This window comes from Rhizobium sp. AAP43, assembly GCF_001296045.1.
In the GTDB taxonomy this organism is placed as follows: Bacteria; Pseudomonadota; Alphaproteobacteria; order Rhizobiales; family Rhizobiaceae; genus Allorhizobium.
The window spans coordinates 411,133-428,326 of sequence record NZ_LJHS01000005.1 but is presented as its reverse complement, the minus strand read 5'-3'; the positions used below and the strand labels follow the sequence as shown (position 1 = coordinate 428,326).

General features: G+C 60.9%; 16 protein-coding genes. 9 read left to right on the top strand and 7 right to left on the bottom strand.

Annotation, left to right across the window (positions count from 1 at the left end; genetic code table 11):
• Positions 1-371: 371 nt before the first annotated feature.
• The 5 genes from IP76_RS05480 (at position 372) to IP76_RS05460 (ending at position 6,493) form a co-directional block, all read left to right on the top strand.
• Positions 372-2,201: a potassium/proton antiporter gene (locus IP76_RS05480; protein WP_054157157.1), complete on the top strand. Its 1,830-nt coding sequence runs from the start codon at positions 372-374 to the stop codon at positions 2,199-2,201.
• An 85-nt stretch (positions 2,202-2,286) separates the two neighbouring features.
• A complete protein-coding gene (gene pgk / locus IP76_RS05475) occupies positions 2,287-3,486 on the top strand; it encodes a phosphoglycerate kinase (RefSeq protein WP_054157156.1) in 1,200 nt (399 codons plus the stop codon).
• A 369-nt stretch (positions 3,487-3,855) separates the two neighbouring features.
• Positions 3,856-4,785: a fructose bisphosphate aldolase gene (locus tag IP76_RS05470; RefSeq protein ID WP_054157155.1), complete on the top strand. Its 930-nt coding sequence runs from the start codon at positions 3,856-3,858 to the stop codon at positions 4,783-4,785.
• Positions 4,786-4,892: 107 nt separating this feature from the next.
• A complete protein-coding gene (locus IP76_RS05465; RefSeq protein WP_054157154.1) occupies positions 4,893-5,804 on the top strand; it encodes a PhzF family phenazine biosynthesis protein in 912 nt (303 codons plus the stop codon).
• 236 nt (positions 5,805-6,040) lie between these two features.
• A complete protein-coding gene (locus IP76_RS05460) occupies positions 6,041-6,493 on the top strand; it encodes a PACE efflux transporter (RefSeq protein WP_054157153.1) in 453 nt (150 codons plus the stop codon).
• Between the two features lie 10 nt (positions 6,494-6,503).
• On the opposite strand, the gene IP76_RS23255 is transcribed toward IP76_RS05460, so the two are convergent.
• Entirely contained in the window at positions 6,504-6,659 is a 156-nt protein-coding gene (locus IP76_RS23255; protein ID WP_197278307.1) for a hypothetical protein, read from the bottom strand.
• A 231-nt stretch (positions 6,660-6,890) separates the two neighbouring features.
• On the opposite strand from IP76_RS23255, the gene IP76_RS05455 reads away from it, so the two are divergent.
• From IP76_RS05455 to IP76_RS05445, 3 genes are all read left to right on the top strand, one after another.
• Positions 6,891-8,186, top strand: a complete 1,296-nt coding sequence (locus tag IP76_RS05455) for an MFS transporter (RefSeq protein ID WP_054157401.1) — start codon at positions 6,891-6,893, stop codon at positions 8,184-8,186.
• Positions 8,186-8,377, top strand: coding sequence for a DUF1192 domain-containing protein (locus IP76_RS05450; RefSeq protein WP_245281393.1), 192 nt, complete (start codon positions 8,186-8,188; stop codon positions 8,375-8,377). Before IP76_RS05455 ends, IP76_RS05450 begins: the two co-directional genes overlap by 1 nt.
• A gap of 362 nt (positions 8,378-8,739) precedes the next feature.
• On the top strand, positions 8,740-9,255 hold the full coding sequence (locus tag IP76_RS05445) for a DUF1465 family protein (protein WP_054157151.1): 516 nt from the start codon (positions 8,740-8,742) through the stop codon (positions 9,253-9,255).
• Positions 9,256-9,430: 175 nt separating this feature from the next.
• On the opposite strand, the gene rpmE is transcribed toward IP76_RS05445, so the two are convergent.
• Positions 9,431-9,652: a 50S ribosomal protein L31 gene (gene rpmE / locus IP76_RS05440; protein WP_006726858.1), complete on the bottom strand. Its 222-nt coding sequence runs from the start codon at positions 9,650-9,652 to the stop codon at positions 9,431-9,433.
• 201 nt (positions 9,653-9,853) lie between these two features.
• Between rpmE and IP76_RS05435 the strand changes: the two genes are divergently transcribed.
• Entirely contained in the window at positions 9,854-11,656 is a 1,803-nt protein-coding gene (locus tag IP76_RS05435; protein ID WP_054157150.1) for an ABC transporter transmembrane domain-containing protein, read from the top strand.
• A gap of 32 nt (positions 11,657-11,688) precedes the next feature.
• On the opposite strand, the gene IP76_RS05430 is transcribed toward IP76_RS05435, so the two are convergent.
• The 5 genes from IP76_RS05430 to IP76_RS05410 form a co-directional block, all read right to left on the bottom strand.
• On the bottom strand, positions 11,689-12,207 hold the full coding sequence (locus tag IP76_RS05430) for a nucleotidyltransferase family protein (RefSeq protein ID WP_245281392.1): 519 nt from the start codon (positions 12,205-12,207) through the stop codon (positions 11,689-11,691).
• A 140-nt stretch (positions 12,208-12,347) separates the two neighbouring features.
• The gene (locus tag IP76_RS05425) at positions 12,348-13,994 is read right to left on the bottom strand and encodes an FAD-binding dehydrogenase (RefSeq protein ID WP_054157148.1); all 1,647 of its coding nucleotides are present in this window, start codon (positions 13,992-13,994) and stop codon (positions 12,348-12,350) included.
• A gap of 100 nt (positions 13,995-14,094) precedes the next feature.
• Positions 14,095-15,126, bottom strand: a complete 1,032-nt coding sequence (locus IP76_RS05420) for a peptidoglycan -binding protein (protein WP_054157147.1) — start codon at positions 15,124-15,126, stop codon at positions 14,095-14,097.
• Entirely contained in the window at positions 15,126-16,163 is a 1,038-nt protein-coding gene (locus tag IP76_RS05415) for a hypothetical protein (RefSeq protein WP_054157146.1), read from the bottom strand. The genes IP76_RS05420 and IP76_RS05415 overlap by 1 nt, the downstream gene beginning before the upstream one ends.
• 100 nt (positions 16,164-16,263) lie before the next feature.
• The gene (locus IP76_RS05410) at positions 16,264-17,064 is read right to left on the bottom strand and encodes an inositol monophosphatase family protein (protein ID WP_054157145.1); all 801 of its coding nucleotides are present in this window, start codon (positions 17,062-17,064) and stop codon (positions 16,264-16,266) included.
• Between the last annotated feature and the right edge of the window lie 130 nt (positions 17,065-17,194).

The window sequence follows — 17,194 nt, the reverse complement described above, 5'->3', positions numbered from 1 at the left end:
AGCGGTGTTGGGCCATGCGTCCCGGCAAAGATCCGCCAAGGCGTGCGATCCCATCAATAGCAAGTGGATCGGCGCTTCTCCGGCGCTGTCGACCATTGCGGAGGACCAATTTGGCACGGCCTGTATTCGGCGACCGGCCCGACCGGAAATGGCGCCGAAATTATTTTGCCCCGGCCGATGAAAAGATTTGAATTCGCCCAAGTATCATCATGATCGTCTCTGATAGTCTCCGAGCCATTCGGCAGGGGTAAATGACACCGCCATCTTAAAGCGCCTCTAGCGAGGCATGTGGGTATTCCGGCTCTGGGGGCTGGAGTGAGTGGTGGGGTATGGGTGCCGTTCTTCGGCACCGGGGGTATGAGGGCAAGGTATTGGATGCGTTTTATGCAGTCACACTGGTTGCTACAGCACTTGTGCTTCTGGCGGCCTTTTCGAGCCTCATCGCCTTTCGCTTCGGTGCGCCCCTTCTTCTTCTCTTCCTGAGCATCGGACTTGGTGCCGGGGTCGATGGTCTCGGCATCCGTTTCGACAATTTCGGCCTCGCCTATGTAATCGGTTCACTGGCGCTCGCCGTGGTTCTGTTCGATTCGGGCTATGGCACGTCGCTGCAGTCGTTCCGGCTCGCGGCGGCCCCGGCCCTCACCATGGCAACCCTCGGCGTTCTGTTCACCACGGGCCTTGTCGGGGTGGCGGCGGCGCTCCTGTTCGGCTTCACCTATCCGGAAGGTTTTCTGCTCGGTGCGATCCTCGCCTCAACCGATGCGGCCGCTGTCTTCTTCCTGCTGCGCATCGGCGGCATCAACATCCGTGACCGGGTGCGCTCAGCCCTCGAGGTGGAATCGGGCACCAATGACCCGATGGCGATCTTCCTCGCCATCGCACTCGTTGAGCTGATCGCCAATGGCAGCGGCACGGAAGGCATATCTGGCGACCTCCTGCTGCTGTTCATCGAGCATATGGGCATCGGCCTGGTGATGGGCCTTGCCGGCGGCGTGCTGATCGTCTTCATTCTGCGCCGCATGCATATAGAACAAGGTCTGGCCCCGATCTTCATGCTGGCGCTGTCGCTGATGATCTTTTCCTTTACAGGCCTGATCGGCGGCAGTGGGTTCCTCGCCGTCTATGTCGCGGGCATCTATGCCGGCTCGCGCAAGCTGCCGTCCACCGTTTCGATCAGCCGCTTTCAGGATGGCATGACCTGGCTCGCCCAGATCGTCATGTTCCTTGTGCTCGGTTTGCTGGCCACGCCATCGCAGTTCCCGGCCATCCTTCTGCCAGCGATCCTTCTCGCCCTCTTCCTGATGTTCATCGCCCGGCCACTCGCCATCTGGCTCTGCCTGCTGCCTTACGACTTCACCCAGCGCGAGACGGGCTTCATCGCCTGGGTCGGCCTGCGCGGTGCCGTGTCGATCCTGCTCGGCATCGTGCCGGTCATCGGCAAGATGGAAAATGGTGAAGTCTTCTTCAACACGGCCTTTATCGTCGTGATGATCTCGCTGGTGCTTCAGGGCTGGACGATCAAGCCGCTGGCCAAGCGTCTCGGCCTCATCATCCCACCCCGCATCGGTGCGATCGACAAGGTCGAGCTCGATCTGCCCGGCAGCGCCAATCATGAACTCCTCGCTTACCGCGTTGTGGCTGGAAGTCCCGTCCTGCGCGGTGAGCGCATTCCCCGCTGGGCCATGCCCTCGCTGGTTATCCGTGACGGTAAGTCGATGCGCTACCAGTATGCCGGCCGCCTGCGCGAGAATGACCAGGTCTATCTCTTCATCGCGCCGAGCTACTCGAAACTGCTCGACCGGCTGTTTGCCTCGGAAGTGCCAGTGGAAGACGATGACGGCGAATTCTTCGGCACCTTCGCGATCTCGCCCGCGACACTGGTCAAGAATCTCGACGAAGCCTATGGCCCGCTCTCGATTTCCGATGCCGAGCGCGGCAAGACGGTGACCGAAATGATGACCCAGCGCGTCGGTGGACGGGCAGACTATGCAGACCGCGTCCGTCTCGGCCCCATCGTTCTGATCGTCCGCGATATCGACGAGCATGGCCACATCTCGTCGGTTGGTGTCTCGCTCGAACCTGTGGAACCGGCAACCACCTGGCCGATCTTCCTCAATATCCGCGAACTCGCCCATGCCGTGCGCGACCACCTGCGCCAGAAACGGGCACTCGCACGCGCGGCCCGTCAGGCCGAAAAATGAGACGCCGCGCCTTGCGCCGTCACATCAGCGGTGTAAGGTCCGGCCCGTCAGCCCCATTCAACAGCTTTTCACGACGGGTATATCCATGCCGGCTTTCAAGACACTCGACGACCTCACCGACATCGCAGGCAAGCGCGTGCTTGTCCGCGTCGACCTCAATGTTCCCATGACAGACGGCAAGGTCTCGGACACAACCCGCATCGAACGCGTCGCGCCGACCATCAAGGAACTCTCGGCGAAGGGCGCAAAGGTCATTCTTCTTGCCCATTTTGGTCGTCCGAAGGGTGAACCGGTTGCCGACCAGTCGCTCTCGCTGATTGCGCCATCCGTCGAAGCCGTGCTCGGACAGCATGTCGCCTTCGCCTCCGATTGCATCGGCGCCCCGGCTGCCGACGCCATCGCCGCCATGCAGAACGGTGACATTCTGCTTCTGGAAAACACCCGCTTCCACAAGGGCGAAGAAAAGAACACGCCAGAATTCACCGCCGAACTGGCAAAGAACGGCGACCTCTACGTCAACGACGCCTTCTCGGCCGCCCACCGCGCTCATGCCTCGACCGAGGGCCTCGCCCACCATCTGCCCGCCTATGCCGGCCGCACCATGCAGGCCGAGCTGGAAGCCCTGGAGAAGGGCCTCGGCCAGCCTGAGCGCCCGGTCGTTGCCATCGTCGGCGGCGCCAAGGTCTCGACCAAGATCGATCTTCTGTCCAACCTCGTGACCAAGGTCGATGCACTCGTCATCGGTGGGGGCATGGCCAACACCTTCATTGCCGCCCAAGGCATCGATGTCGGCAAGTCGCTGTGCGAGCACGACCTTGCAGACACCGCCCGCGCGATCATGGAAACGGCAAAGACCGCCGGCTGCGCCATCGTGCTGCCGGTTGACGGCGTCGTTGCCCGCGAGTTCAAGGCCAATACCGCCAATGAAACGGTCGATATCGGCGCGATCCCTGCCGATGCCATGATGCTGGATGTCGGTCCGAAGTCGGTTGAACTGATCAATGGCTGGATCGAGAAGGCCTCGACGCTCGTCTGGAACGGACCGCTCGGCGCATTTGAAATCGCACCCTTCGACACGGCAACCGTGTCCGCGGCCAAGCATGCCGCCACGCAGACACGCGCTGGCAAGCTGGTTTCGGTTGCTGGCGGTGGCGACACCGTCTCAGCGCTGAACCATGCAGGCGTTGCAGACGACTTCTCCTATGTGTCGACCGCAGGTGGCGCCTTCCTCGAATGGATGGAAGGCAAGGAACTGCCAGGCGTTGCAGTCCTGACCAAGGGCTGAGCCGAGGCGCAAAACGCCTTTTCTCCATGCCCTGCCTCCATAAGCGTGAACCGCGTACCGAAAGGTGCGCGGTTTTTCTATGCGGTGTAGCTCACCGCCAGCCTCAGGCTTCGGAACTCAACAGCGTTCGGCGCTTTGTAGCCGGAGAGAGAGAGAGAAGCAGAAACGGGGCAGATGCCAGCGCGATTGAAATTCATTTAAAAAAATATTGGATTTTCAAACGATTGAAATGATTTCAATCGTTTCAATAGGTTAGGCTGCCATTTTCCCATCATGGAAGTTCTGTTATCGCCGAAGTCACCTTGGTTTCTTGAGCGTGAAAACAACGTGAGCGCGTAGCGCGCCATGTTTTAGGGATAGGAGTGAAATATGGTAGACGCGAAGATGTTGAAGACGATCGGCTCGGCCCCCGGCTTTATTGCGGCACTGGATCAGAGCGGTGGTTCGACACCGAAAGCGTTGAGCCTGTATGGCATTTCCGAGACCGACTACGAGGGCGAGGAAGACATGTTCCGCCTGATGCACGCCATGCGCGTCCGCATCATGAAGGCCCCGGCCTTCACCGGCGAAAAGGTTGTCGGCGCCATCCTCTTCGAACGGACGATGGATGGCGATGTCGATGGCCAGCCGGTGCCTTCCTATCTCTGGGAAAAGCGCGGCGTCGTACCGCTCCTGAAGATCGACAAGGGCCTTCTGGACGAGGAAAATGGCGTTCAGTTGATGAAGCCGATGCCCGACCTTGACGCCCTCCTGATCCGCGCCCGGAACAAGGGCATTTTCGGAACCAAGATGCGCTCCGTGATCGCCCATGCCGACAAGGCCGGCATTGCCGCCGTCGTCAGCCAACAGTTCGAAGTCGCTCGCCAGATCATCGGCCAGGGCCTTGTTCCGATCGTCGAGCCGGAAGTCTCGATCAACAGCCCGACCAAGGTGGAAGCCGAAGCCATGTTGCGCGACGCCATCGCCGAGCAGCTGGACACGCTCACCGCCAATGAAGCCGTGATCCTCAAATTGACCATCCCGACAATCGATGACTTCTACGCGCCTCTTGTCGCGCATGAAAAGGTCATCCGCGTCGTTGCGCTTTCCGGCGGTTACAGCACCGTGGACGCCTGCGAAAAGCTCAGCCACAACCACGGCATGATCGCGAGCTTCTCGCGCGCCCTGACGGAAAAGCTGCGGGTCTCGATGAGCGACGCCGACTTCAATACCAGCATCGGCGAGACAATCGACCAGATCTATGCCGCCAGCGTGAACAAGGTTGAGACCGGCACCGAAAACCTGCGTCGTCTGGCTTGAAGGCATGGCATGAAGCCTCGGCCTCGAGCTTGTCACCGTGACACGAAAACCCGGCCTCGCGCCGGGTTTTTTGTTTATGCGGAAGGAAGGTAATATCGGAGCAGAGCATGACATCCGTCCCCTTCGTCACTGTCGACGTCTTCACCGACACCCGCTTTGCCGGCAATCCGCTCGCCGTCATCACGGATGCCCGCAGCCTGAGCGATCGGGAGATGCAAAAGATCGCCACCGAGTTCGGCTATTCCGAAACAACCTTCGTCCTGCCGCCCAGCGATCCCGCCAATACCATCGCACTGCGCATCTTTACCCCGACCACGGAAGTCCCCTTTGCCGGCCATCCCAATGTCGGCACGGCCCACGTGCTCGCAACGCAGGGCTCAGTTTTCGGCAAGGCGTTGACCGACGAGCTGCGGTTCGAGGAAAAAGCAGGCCTCGTGACGATTGCAGTATCGCGTGACGATACGGGTGCGGTCTCCCGGACCACGATTGGCGCACCAGGGCCGCTGATAATCGGCGCTACCGTCACGCCTGATGAGATGGCCCGGTGCTTGGGCTTGGCACCCCAGGATATAGAAACCGCACGCCACCTGCCCGTCTTTGCCTCGGTTGGCCTCAAATTCATTCTGATTGAGGTCACGGATCTTGATGCGCTTGGAAGGGCGACGTCGCGGATCGAACCCCTTCGAGCCCTGCGTGCCGCCCATGCCAGTGAGGATTGCGACTGTGCCACCTTCCTTTATACCTGGGTCGGCGAGGATCATGTGCGGGCCCGCGTGTTCGCGCCCTTCGACAACGTGGCCGAAGACCCGGCAACCGGCAGCGCCTCGGCCGCCCTCGGCGCTCTCCTCACCACGCTCGCAAACCCGAAACCGCACCGCCAACTGCTGGTCGAGCAGGGTGTGGAGATGGGACGCCGCAGCCTCATCCATCTTGATGTCTTCGCCGCGGACAACGAGTTCGACCACGTCACGGTGAGCGGTGGCTCTGTGGAGGTCATGCGCGGGTGTCTGAATGTCTAGAGAAAGTCTGGCAAAACTGTGCAGCGGTTTTGCGTGCGCAAGTGCATGAACACAAAGACTGGAGACGTTCGGCGACACCGTGGCAGCCGGAAGGGCTCTAGCGCCTCGACCGGGCAAAAGACCTTGTAAGGCATCTTGCCCGCTCCATCCGCCCGGCCTATATCAGCGCTCGAGAGGACGACCTCCCCATGCCTGAATTGCGGGACGACCCGCCTGTTTTCCCAGGAGGGAAGAACATGCGCACTGTCGCAGACCGCATTCGCCACGCCGTGAGCTTCGAGATCCTCGGGCTTGCCATGATCACCCCGCTCGGCGCCTGGATCTTCTCCATGCCGATGACCGATATCGGCATCGTTGGCCTTGTCAGCGCCACCTTGGCGACAGCCTGGAACTATCTCTACAATCTCGGCTTCGATCACGCCCTGACCGCCTGGAAAGGCACGACCCTCAAGTCCTGGCCGCAGCGCGTCGCGCATGCCGTCCTGTTCGAAGTCGGCCTGCTGATGATCCTCATGCCCTTTATCGCCTGGTATCTCGGCGTCAGCCTCTGGCATGCCTTCGTCATGGATGCGGCATTCGCGCTTTTTTATATGGTCTATGCCTTCGTCTTCAACTGGAGCTACGACCGTCTCTTTCCCTTGCCGGAATGGAAAAATGCGCAGCAGGCTCAGGCAAACACGGCGCCCTGAACCGATCGGCTCAAGGCCGCAAAAGCAGCGTGGCTGACCAGAGCACGAAGGCGACGACGGCGATCTTCCAGAAATCGCCCCGTCGTCTGAAGCCGGGTAGCCCGAGAGGCTTGATCAGCTGAATGACCATGGCCAACAGCAGGAAGGCGGAGATCGCCTTGTTCATCGTCTTCCCCTTCCAGGTGGCATGCGCAGGGAACCCGTAGGCGGGGCGCGGTGTTGAGGGGAGCTTGAACCGCGTTATCAAACGCAATGCAAGTCATACGCGCGTCACTTTTACACTTCAGAGAAAATCATCCGCCCGCATTGCTGTTCAGACAAACGTAGGAAGATCCGCCTACTGTGACGATGCAGCCACGCTGCGCAGGCCCGCAAACCTCCATTGATGACGAATGCCATGAGCCGTAATCTTCTTCCTGTGATGTCCCTTCTGCTGGGCACTCTCTTCCTGTTTCTCGGAAACGGCCTGCATGGTCTTCTCCTGCCTGTGCGGGGTGCCGCCGAAGGCTATTCCAACGAGGTGCTCGGCCTCCTCGGCACCTCATGGGCCTCCGGCTTCGTGCTCGGTTGCTTCGTGGCCCCTCAGCTCGTCATGCGCGTCGGCCATGTTCGCGCCTTCTCGACATTTGTCTCACTGATCTCGGTCACCGCACTCCTCACCGGGATTTTCGTCGATTCCTATTGGTGGGTGGCGCTCCGCATCGTCACGGGCTTCTGCACGGCTGGAACCTCGATGATCATCGAAAGCTGGCTGAACGAGCGGGCGACGAACGAGAGCCGCGGCATGATCTTCTCGTTCTACATCTCGATCACGCTGATCGGTGTCGTCGGCGGCCAGATGATGGTAGGTCCGCTTGACCCGGAAACGGCGACCCTCTTCATGATCTGCGGCATCGTCTACGGCATTGCCGTGCTGCCGACGCTGATGTCGACGGCAGCGTCGCCACAGCCGCTAAAATCGTTGAAGCTCGACCTGCCGCTGCTTTACCGGAATTCGCCTGTTTCCTTTATCGGTATCCTGATGATCGGCATTGCCAATGGCGCCTATGGCACGCTCGGCGCCGTCTTCGGCACCCGCGCCGGACTTGACGCCGGCACCATCGCGCTCCTCCTGTCGACGACCATCTTCCTTGGCGCAATCATGCAGTTTCCGGCAGGCAAGCTCTCCGACCGGATCGACCGTCGCTACGTGCTGGCCGCCCTGTCGCTGATTGCAGCCCTCGCCGCCCTTGTCATTTTCGCCTTCGGACCGACAGATCCGCTGCACATCTTCATCCTGGTCGGCATCTATGGCGCAGCCGCCAACGCGCTCTATCCGATCGCTGTCGCCCATGCCAACGACTTCGCCAAGGCGGATGAGTTCGTCAAAGTCTCCGGCGGCTTGCTGCTGCTCTTCGGCATTGGCACGATCATTGGCCCCACCATCGGGGGGCCTGTCATGACAGCGGCGGGGCCTTACGCGCTCTTTGCAGTGACCGCCCTCGCCCATCTGTCGATCTTTGCCTATGCGCTCTACCGCAGCCGCCTGCGCGCAGCGATCCCGGCAGCCGACCGCGAGAATATGCCAAACCTGCCGATCTCCGCCTCACCACTCTCGACCCCGGAAAGCCTGACGCTTGATCCACGCTCCACGCCCCTGGACGAGACACAAGAGCCGGGCGATGAAACCAATCTGGAAGGAGCAAAGGCTTGATGAACGAAGAAGACTCGCGCTCGAAACCGGCTCACCATGAGCTGGGTTGTGACCTTTCCGCCATCTCCGCCGGCGAGCTGCAGGGGCGAATCACCCTGCTGGAAAGCGAAATAGACAGAATCCGGGCGGAGATTCTTAGGAAAGACGCAGGCCGAAAGGCCGCAGACAGCCTCTTCAACCAAAAGCTATAGGGGTCAAAATCAGGTGAAGCGCTTGTGAATGATCCACAAGAATTCACAAGAGGCTTTCGTCTTTACCTGTCATTAATCCTTTTCCTGTTAACTACGTTCATCCAGTCTCCTGGATTCAGACGGTTCTCCTCTCGGGTTAAGGTCTGATTTTCTCCCTGTTTTACCTTCAGAGCCGCATTTGCGGCTCTTTTTTTGCTTATTGCGACCCTGTTACCCCGAACTTGTGGGAATTAACCCTTCCTTAAGATACGTCTTGCGGATTTTCGGTAATGGTAGCATCTTGCGATCACCAAAAGCGGCAGGAACAAGTCCACACCGCTGTCGTTACATACTTCAGCGATGCGTTTTACAGGGAAACACTCATGTCGGAACTCGGGGTGAATACGGTCAGCTTCGCAGGACGCGCAGCAGCCTCCACACAGTTCAAGTCGACTTATGCCGAAGGCATGGGCCTCGTTGAAGAAACGGCAGCCTATCTTGATGGCCCCGGCCGCGCAGCGGCAAAGGTTCTTCCGCGTCAGGCGTCGGTGCTCTACGCAGCCGAGTCGATGCGCCTCACCACCCGCCTGATGCAGATGGCCTCCTGGCTCCTCCTTCAGCGCGCCGTCAACAACGGCGAAATGAGCCGCGATCAGGTTCTTTCGGAAAAAAGCAAGGTTCGTCTCGACGGCTTCAACGTCGACCGCACGGCCCCCGGCTGGAACGATCTGCCGGAAGCCTTCCGCGATCTCGTCGAGCGCTCGCTGCGCCTGCAGAACCGCATCGCCCTGCTCGACCGTGAAATCTACCGTCCGTCGGAAGAAGAGTTTCTTCCGGACAATGAGAACAGCGTCCAGGCGCAGCTCAATCTTCTTCGTACCGCATTCAACGCCGGCTGATCAGCCGGTCGACAGCACCACCTTATGCCCGGCCTGCTTTTTGCAGGACCGGGCTTTTTTCTGTCCGCGCGTCAGTCTGCACGACGAGAGATCGATCAAACGAAGACGAGACAAAGCCAAACGCAAAAAGCCCGGCGCGAGGCCGGGCTTTGCATGCAGACGAAGTCGACTGAGATCAGAGGCCGAGGCCGCCGAAACGCTTGTTGAACTTCGAAACGCGGCCGCCGCGGTCCAGCAGCTGCTGGTTGCCGCCGGTCCAGGCCGGGTGCGAAGTCGGGTCGATTTCGAGGTTCATCACGGCGCCTTCAGAACCCCAGGTCGAGCGGGTTTCGTACTCGGTGCCATCGGTCATGACGACCTTGATGACGTGGTAGTCGGGATGGATATCAGCCTTCATGGTTCTATTCCTGCTGTGCCGTGCGGTCCATTTGCCGCAATTGTCTCGGCAAGACCTATTCAATAGATGAAGCCGCAGTCCTTATGGGCTACGGCTTCCCAATTCGATGCCGTGCCTATACATGAAGGGCGCAGGGATAACAAGTACCATGGCGCGAAAGCCTTGGGTCCTTGTCGGAAGCATGAGCAGGAGCATCAAAGAGTGACGTCGCAAGCCGAGACCAATGACAGGAAGCGCGCCTCGCTGAAGCCGCTCGCCTCGCTTCTTCCCTATCTCAAGCGTTATCGCGGCCTCGTCGCCGGTGCCGTGATCTTCCTCGGCCTTGCCGCAGCAACGACACTGGCCTTGCCGATCGCGATCCGCCGTATGCTCGACCATGGCTTTTCCGGCGCCGATACCGGCTTCGTCGACAAGTACTTCGCCATGATGATCGTCATGGCACTGGTTCTCGCCGTCGCCAGCGCACTTCGCTACTATTTCGTCATCACCATCGGCGAGCGTGTCGTTGCCGATCTGCGCGGCGATGTCTTCGCCCAGGTGACCCGCCTCTCGCCCTCCTTCTTCGACGTCAACCAGTCTGGCGAGATCGTGTCGCGGCTGACGGCGGATACGACTCAGCTCAAGTCTGCCGTCGGCGCCACCGCATCGCTTGCCCTGCGCAACTCCATCCTGTGTCTCGGTGCCATCGCCATGATGATCGCGACAAGCCCGAAGCTCTCGGTCATGGTGCTGGCCGCGATCCCGGTCATCGTCTTTCCGCTCGTCGGTTTCGGTCGCTCCGTACGCCGCCGCTCCCGTGCGGCACAGGACACGCTGGCAGAGGCCTCGACCTTCGCCGGCGAGATGATCGGTGCCGCCCGCACACTTCAGGCCTTCAACGGTGAGCAGACAGCCCGCAACCGCTATATGTCCGCCGTCGAAAGCGCCTATGAGGCAGCCCGTGCCGCGATCAAGTCCCGCTCGCTTTTGACCGGCGTTGCAATCACGCTGGTTTTCGGCAGCGTGGTCGGCGTTCTCTGGTACGGCGCCCATAGCGTGCTGGCCGGCACGATGACCGCGGGAACGCTTGGCCAATTCCTCCTCTATTCGTTGATTGCCGCAGGCTCACTCGGCACGCTCTCGGAAGTCTGGGGCGAACTCTCTCAGGCAGCCGGCGCCGCCGAACGACTGACCGAGCTTCTCGCCGAACATCCGGCAATCTCTGCGCCCGCCAATCCGGTTGCCCTGCCGAAACCGGCCAAGGGTGCCGTCAATTTCGAGGCTGTGCAGTTCGCCTACCCGTCGAGCCCCAGCAAATCGGCATTGAAAGGCCTCACCTTCTCCGTCGCTCCGGGCGAAACTGTCGCGATTGTCGGGCCCTCAGGCGCTGGCAAGAGCACGATCTTCTCGCTGATCCTGCGCTTCTACGACCCCGCTTCCGGCACCATCCGGCTTGATGGTATCGACCTGCGAGATGCAGACCCTGAAGATGTCCGAGCCCGCATCGCAATCGTGCCGCAGGACACGACGATCTTCGCCTCGACCATCCACGACAACATCGCCTTCGGCAGCCCGAATGCCAGCCGCGCCATGGTCGAGGCCGCAGCCGAGGCTGCCCAGGCCAGCGAATTCATCGGCCGCCTGGAACACGGCTTCGACACCATGGTGGGCGAACGCGGCATCACACTCTCAGGCGGCCAGCGCCAGCGCATCGCCATTGCCCGGGCCATCCTGCGCGACGCCCCTCTGCTGCTGCTCGACGAAGCAACCTCGGCACTTGACGCCGAAAGCGAAACGCTGGTGCAGAAGGCACTGGAAATCCTGATGCGCGACCGCACCACTGTCGTCATTGCCCACCGTCTGGCAACCGTGCTGAAGGCCGACCGTATCCTCGTGCTGGATCAGGGTGTCATCGTCGAGGAAGGCACGCATCAGAGCCTGATCCGCGATGGCGGGCTCTATGCCAAGCTCGCCCGCCTGCAGTTCGAAACCGGCGGCCGGGACTTTACGGCAGCGGCGCAGTGAGACGCATTTCACGCGCCGGAATCCGTGTTTGATCAGCCGATATCTGCCACTTCCGGCACATCATCCCAAGCAACGATTGTCAGATCTGGCCAATACCGGATCCACCGGCGAAACTTGGCCTCATAGATGTCGCGCGTGATCTGCTTTTTGTTGGGGCGGACGACACATCCCATCAGGTCGTCCAGCCCGAACGGCGCAACAAGCGCAATATCCGCCCCTGCAGGCCTGATGCCCACGGCAGTCGCAGTTGTCGGAAACGTGGTGATGGCGTCGAGGGTCGAGCAATACGGCGAAATGGCCGCGCCGAACTTGGCTGCATACCACAAATGCACCCGAGCCTCGTTTTTGACATCGAGGCGGACAGGCAACTCGCGGAAAACCTCGCCGAGTCGGTTCGCATTTTGCGCTTCCCCCTGCTCAGTCAGATCTTCAGGATCGAAATATACGAGATCAATATCGGCGATACCGTGCAACGGATCCATCCCGAAGGAATCGTTCCAGACGCTCTGTGCCAGCCCGCCAGCGACCAGCCAACAATCCGGCAGCGCCATGTCATGCCAACGATCAAGGATGGGGCGCAAGACCGGGCTGCGCATGACGATGCAAGAAAGTCGAGCGAGCATAGCCTGCTGGTGATCGCACACAGACACCAGAACTCTCCTGAATGATTAGCCGTTCCCGGCCCAATCCCTTACCGACCCGCACTTCTCCCGGCAACGCGACCTGAAAACAGGCAGCCGCCCAGGAACGTGCCTTCAAGCGCATTGTAGCCATGCATGCCGCCGCCGCCGAAGCCCGAGACTTCGCCGGCAGCGTAGAGCCCCGGCACCGGCGCATTATCTGCGCCGAGAACCCTGCCCTGCAGATCCGTGTGTAAACCTCCTAGCGTCTTGCGGGTGAGGATATGTAGACGCACGCCGATCAGCGGCCCGGCGGAAGGATCCAGCAGCGGCTTCGGCTTGGCTGTCCGCAGCAATCGGTCGCCGAGATAGCGGCGTGCGCCGTTGATCGCGGTAACCTGGATGTCCTTGCTGAACGGGTTGGCGAGTTGCCTGTCGCGTGCTTCAATTTGCCGGCGTAAATGGTGAATGCCAAGCCGGTGCTCGCCGGAGAGCTCGTTCATGCCGACGACCAGGTCTTCCAGCGTATCGCGAACGACGAAATCCTCGCCTTTGTCCATGAAGGCTTGCACCGGCCCCGGCGGATTCCGGCCGAACCGTTTCATCAGAAGCGGTATATCCTTGCCCGTCAGGTCAGGGTTTTGCTCCGAACCGGAAAGCGCAAACTCCTTCTTGATGATGGCCCGATTGAGGATGAACCAGGAATAATCATCGCCGCGGCTGCGGATCGCCTTGACGGTGGCAAGCGTATCAAAACCCGGAAGCGCTGGTGGCGCAAACCGATTGCCGTCGGCATCGCACCAGAAGGATGATGGCCCGGGCAGAATGCGGATACCGTGATTGGGCCAGATCGGGTCCCAGTTCTTGAGCCCCTCGGCATAGTGCCACATGCGGTCACCATTGATCACGGTTCCGCCGGCCTCGGTCGCAACCGACAGCATGCGTCCGTCAACATGGACAGGCACGCCTGATACCATCGAGCCTGGCGGTGCACCAAGCCGGTCCACCGGCCAATGCTTGCGCACGAGATCATGATTGCCGCCGATCCCGCCCGAAGCCACGATCACGGCACCCGCCCGCACCTCGAATTCACCGACCACGGCACGCGAACTCGAAGCCCCACGCGAAACCGCATCCGGGGCAAGGACAGAGCCGGACACGCCGACCACGGCACCATTGGTCACAATCAACCGGTCAACGCGATGGCGAAACAGAAAGACCAGGCTGCCGGCCTCCTCTCCCGCCTGCGCTGCCTTGACGAAAGGCTCGATCACTGCAGGGCCTGTGCCCCAGGTCAGGTGGAAGCGCGGCACCGAATTGCCGTGTCCATCAGCCAGCAATCCGCCGCGCTCGGCCCAGCCGACAACCGGAAACCAGCGCATGCCTCTTTGCCGGAGCCATTGGCGCTTCTCGCCCGCGGCAAATTGGAGATAGGCCTCCGCCCATTGGCGCGGCCAGAAATCTTCGGACCGGTCGAAACCAGCCGACCCGAACCAGTCCTGCCGGGCGAGATCAAGACTGTCGCGAATGCCCATCCGGCGCTGTTCCGGGCTGTCGACAAGGAACAATCCGCCCAACGACCAGAAGGCCTGGCCACCGAGGTTCTGCTCGCCCTCCTGATCGATCAGGCCGACTGATAGGCCCCGCTCGACGGCTTCCGTTGCGGCCACAAGGCCCGCAAGCCCGCCGCCGATCACCACGATATCAAATTCTCGCATCGGCCCCTCCTCCGTTACGCAGTGGGATCGATCTTACCTTTACGCGCACGTAACTCAACCGGATAAAAACATCCCGCAACCTGCGGGACGTTCGTTTCCGTTAGCGCTCTGTGAGTTTCAATTCGATGCGCCGGTTTTGGGCCAGAATGTCGGGCGTATTGCCCTCGGTGATCGGCTGGTATTCGCCGAAGCCGGCAGCGACGAGCCGATTGGCCGGAACACCGCGTCCGATCAGATGCTTGACGACCGAGGTCGCACGCGCCGAGGAAAGCTCCCAGTTGTCGCGGTAACGGCCCGTGCCCGACAGTGGCGAGGCATCCGTATGCCCGTCTACGCGCAGAACCCAGTTGATCTCCGAGGGGATCTCCCGGGCAAGCTCAAGGATAGCGCTGGCGAGCTTGTCCATCTCCGCACGACCGGCATCATCCAGGTCAGCTCCACCGACCGGAAACAGGACTTCCGACTGGAAAACGAAGCGGTCGCCGACAATACGGATGTTTTCGCGGTCAGAGAGAATCTCGCGCAAGCGTCCGAAGAAGTCAGAGCGATAACGATTGAGCTCCTGCACGCGCTGGGCAAGCGCCACATTGAGACGGCGACCGAGATCGGCAATGCGCGTCTGCGATGCCTCATCCTTCGCTTCAGACGCCTGCAACGCGCCTTCAATGGCGGCAATCTGGGCCCGCAAGGCTGCGATCTGCTGGTTCAGAAGCTCGATCTGGCTCATGGCGCGGGCACTGACCTGGCGCTCATTATTAAGTTCCGAGGTCAGTTCGCCAACGCGCACTGCCGCCTGCCCCGCAGACCCGGCACCGCTCTCCAGCAGCATCTGCAGCCGTGACCGCTCGGATTCCGAAGTGGAGAGCGAGGATTGCAGTTGCGCAAGCGTATCCTCGAGATCCTGCTTTCCGCCCTTTTCAAGGGCGAGCAGCTGCGTGAGTTCGGCGATCTGGCTGTTGAGCCGGTTCATCACCTCGTCCTTGCCGGAAATCTCGCGGCTGAGGATGAACTGGGCCAGCACGAAGACCGTGAGCAGAAACATGATGGCAAGCAACAGCGTCGACAGGGCATCGACGAAGCCGGGCCAGTAGTCGACCGCACGTTCCTTGCGCCGGTTACGGCCGAGCGCCATTACTTGCTCCCACTCATCTTGTCGTTCAGACGATCCAGCGTCTTGCGCATGGCGCGGGCATCTTCCTGCTGTGCCTCGATCCAGTCGCGCAGCATCTGCTGCTCATTGCGCATGTTCTTGACGAGGCCCTGGATGCTTTCGGCAAGTCCGGCAATGGCCGCAATCGAGCGGTCATTGCCGCCATTGCCATCGCGGCCGGCGATCTTCTGCAGTTCGGCAATCAGCACCCGCATCTCGTCGCCGCCAATGGCGCCTGCCGCATCGATCGAGCCACGCTCGGAATCGAGATCGGTCATGCCGGAGAGCCAGTTTTCCAGTTCCGTATAGAAGCGGTTCTGCGCACGGCCGGCCTGGAGGTCGAGAAATCCGAGGATGAGCGAGCCGGAAAGACCGAGCAGCGACGACGAAAACGCCGTACCCATGCCGGCAAGCGGGGCCGTCAGGCCGGATTTCAGCGATTGCAGAATGTCATTGCTGTCGCCGGATGTCGGATTGAGCGCCTGGATCACCTCGTTGATCGAGCCGATCGTTCCAAGCAACCCCCAGAACGTGCCGAGCAGGCCGAGAAAGACCAGAAGGCCAATCAGATAGCGGGTCGTGTCGCGCGACTCGTCAAGACGCGTACCGATCGAGTCGAGTATCGAACGGAGCGCCGTCGTCGAGATCGCCATGGAGCGACGACGGCCGATCAGCGCTCGCATCGGCGCCAGAAGGCGCGGATCGCGACCGACGCGATCGGCATTGTCGCCGGCTGCCCGGAAGGAGTTGAACCAACGCACTTCGGGGCGAAGCGCCCAGACCTGATTGAACACCAGGATGATGCCGATGACGAGAACGCCAAGGATCAGGCCATTCAGGCCCGGATTGGTCACAAAGGCGGCCTGAGCCTGTCTGTAGAGGATCGCCGCGATGAACCCGACGATGATCAGGAAGATGACCATCGTCGTGAAGAAGGGCATCGGGCTGGAGAGCTTCTGGCCGTGATCTCCCGTCCGGACCTCGACCGCTTCCACGTCCTCCAGCTTCACTTTTACCATGTCGTCTTCAACCTCCTGGAATCTTGAGCCGGAGGCTAGTGGAAAATTGAGACGAATTGAAGCCGAGAAGACGGGGGAATTTCACCTGAATTTTCAGGCGTCAGGCCTGCGGGATCGGCCGGTTGACAACCTCTTCCAGAGCCTTGCGGATATATTCGTTGCCGGCAAGCACGGTGCCGTTCTCGAACATATCCTGGCCGCCCTTCATATCCGAGACAAAGCCGCCGGCTTCGCGGATCAACAGCAGGCCGGCTGCGATGTCCCAGGCATTGAGCTGCGCTTCCCAGAAGCCGTCGAGACGCCCGGCCGCGACATAGGCGAGGTCGAGCGCAGCCGCGCCCATGCGGCGCACGCCGGAGACTTCACCCATCACGTGGCGCAGTTCGACGAGGAACTTGCCGTGCTGGCCGCGGCCGAGATGCGGCACGCCACAGCCGATGACGCAATCCGACAGCACCTTGCGGGCACCAACACGGATGCGGCGATCATTAAGGAAGGCACCGCCGCCCTTTTCGGTCGTGTAGAGCTCGTCGGTCGCCGGGTTGAAGATGACGCCGGCGACGATGTCGCCATTGCGCTCAAGCGCGATCGAGACGGCGAACTGTGGAATGCCGTGCAGGAAGTTGGTCGTACCATCGAGCGGATCGACAATCCAGCGATGCGCGCCATCGCTACCCTTGATCTCGTCGCCCTCTTCACCGAGGAAGCCATAGGTTGGGCGGGCTTTCATAAGCTCCTCGCGCACGATCTTCTCGGCGCGGAAATCGGCCTGCGAAACAAAGTCGCCGGGACCCTTCACCGACACCTGGAGGTTCTGCACCTCACCGAAATCGCGCGACAGCGACTTGCCGGCCTTGAGCGCGGCCTGAACCATGACATTGAGAAGGGCTGAACGGGCCATGAAACGAAATCCTTGAGACTGACGCTCGCCGGAAGCGGCGCTGGGTTGTAGCGCATGGGGCGGCGATGATTGGCGGGTTCAAGACCACAAATAGCGCCGGAATTCAAGGGGCAAAGCCTTCGCGAACGAC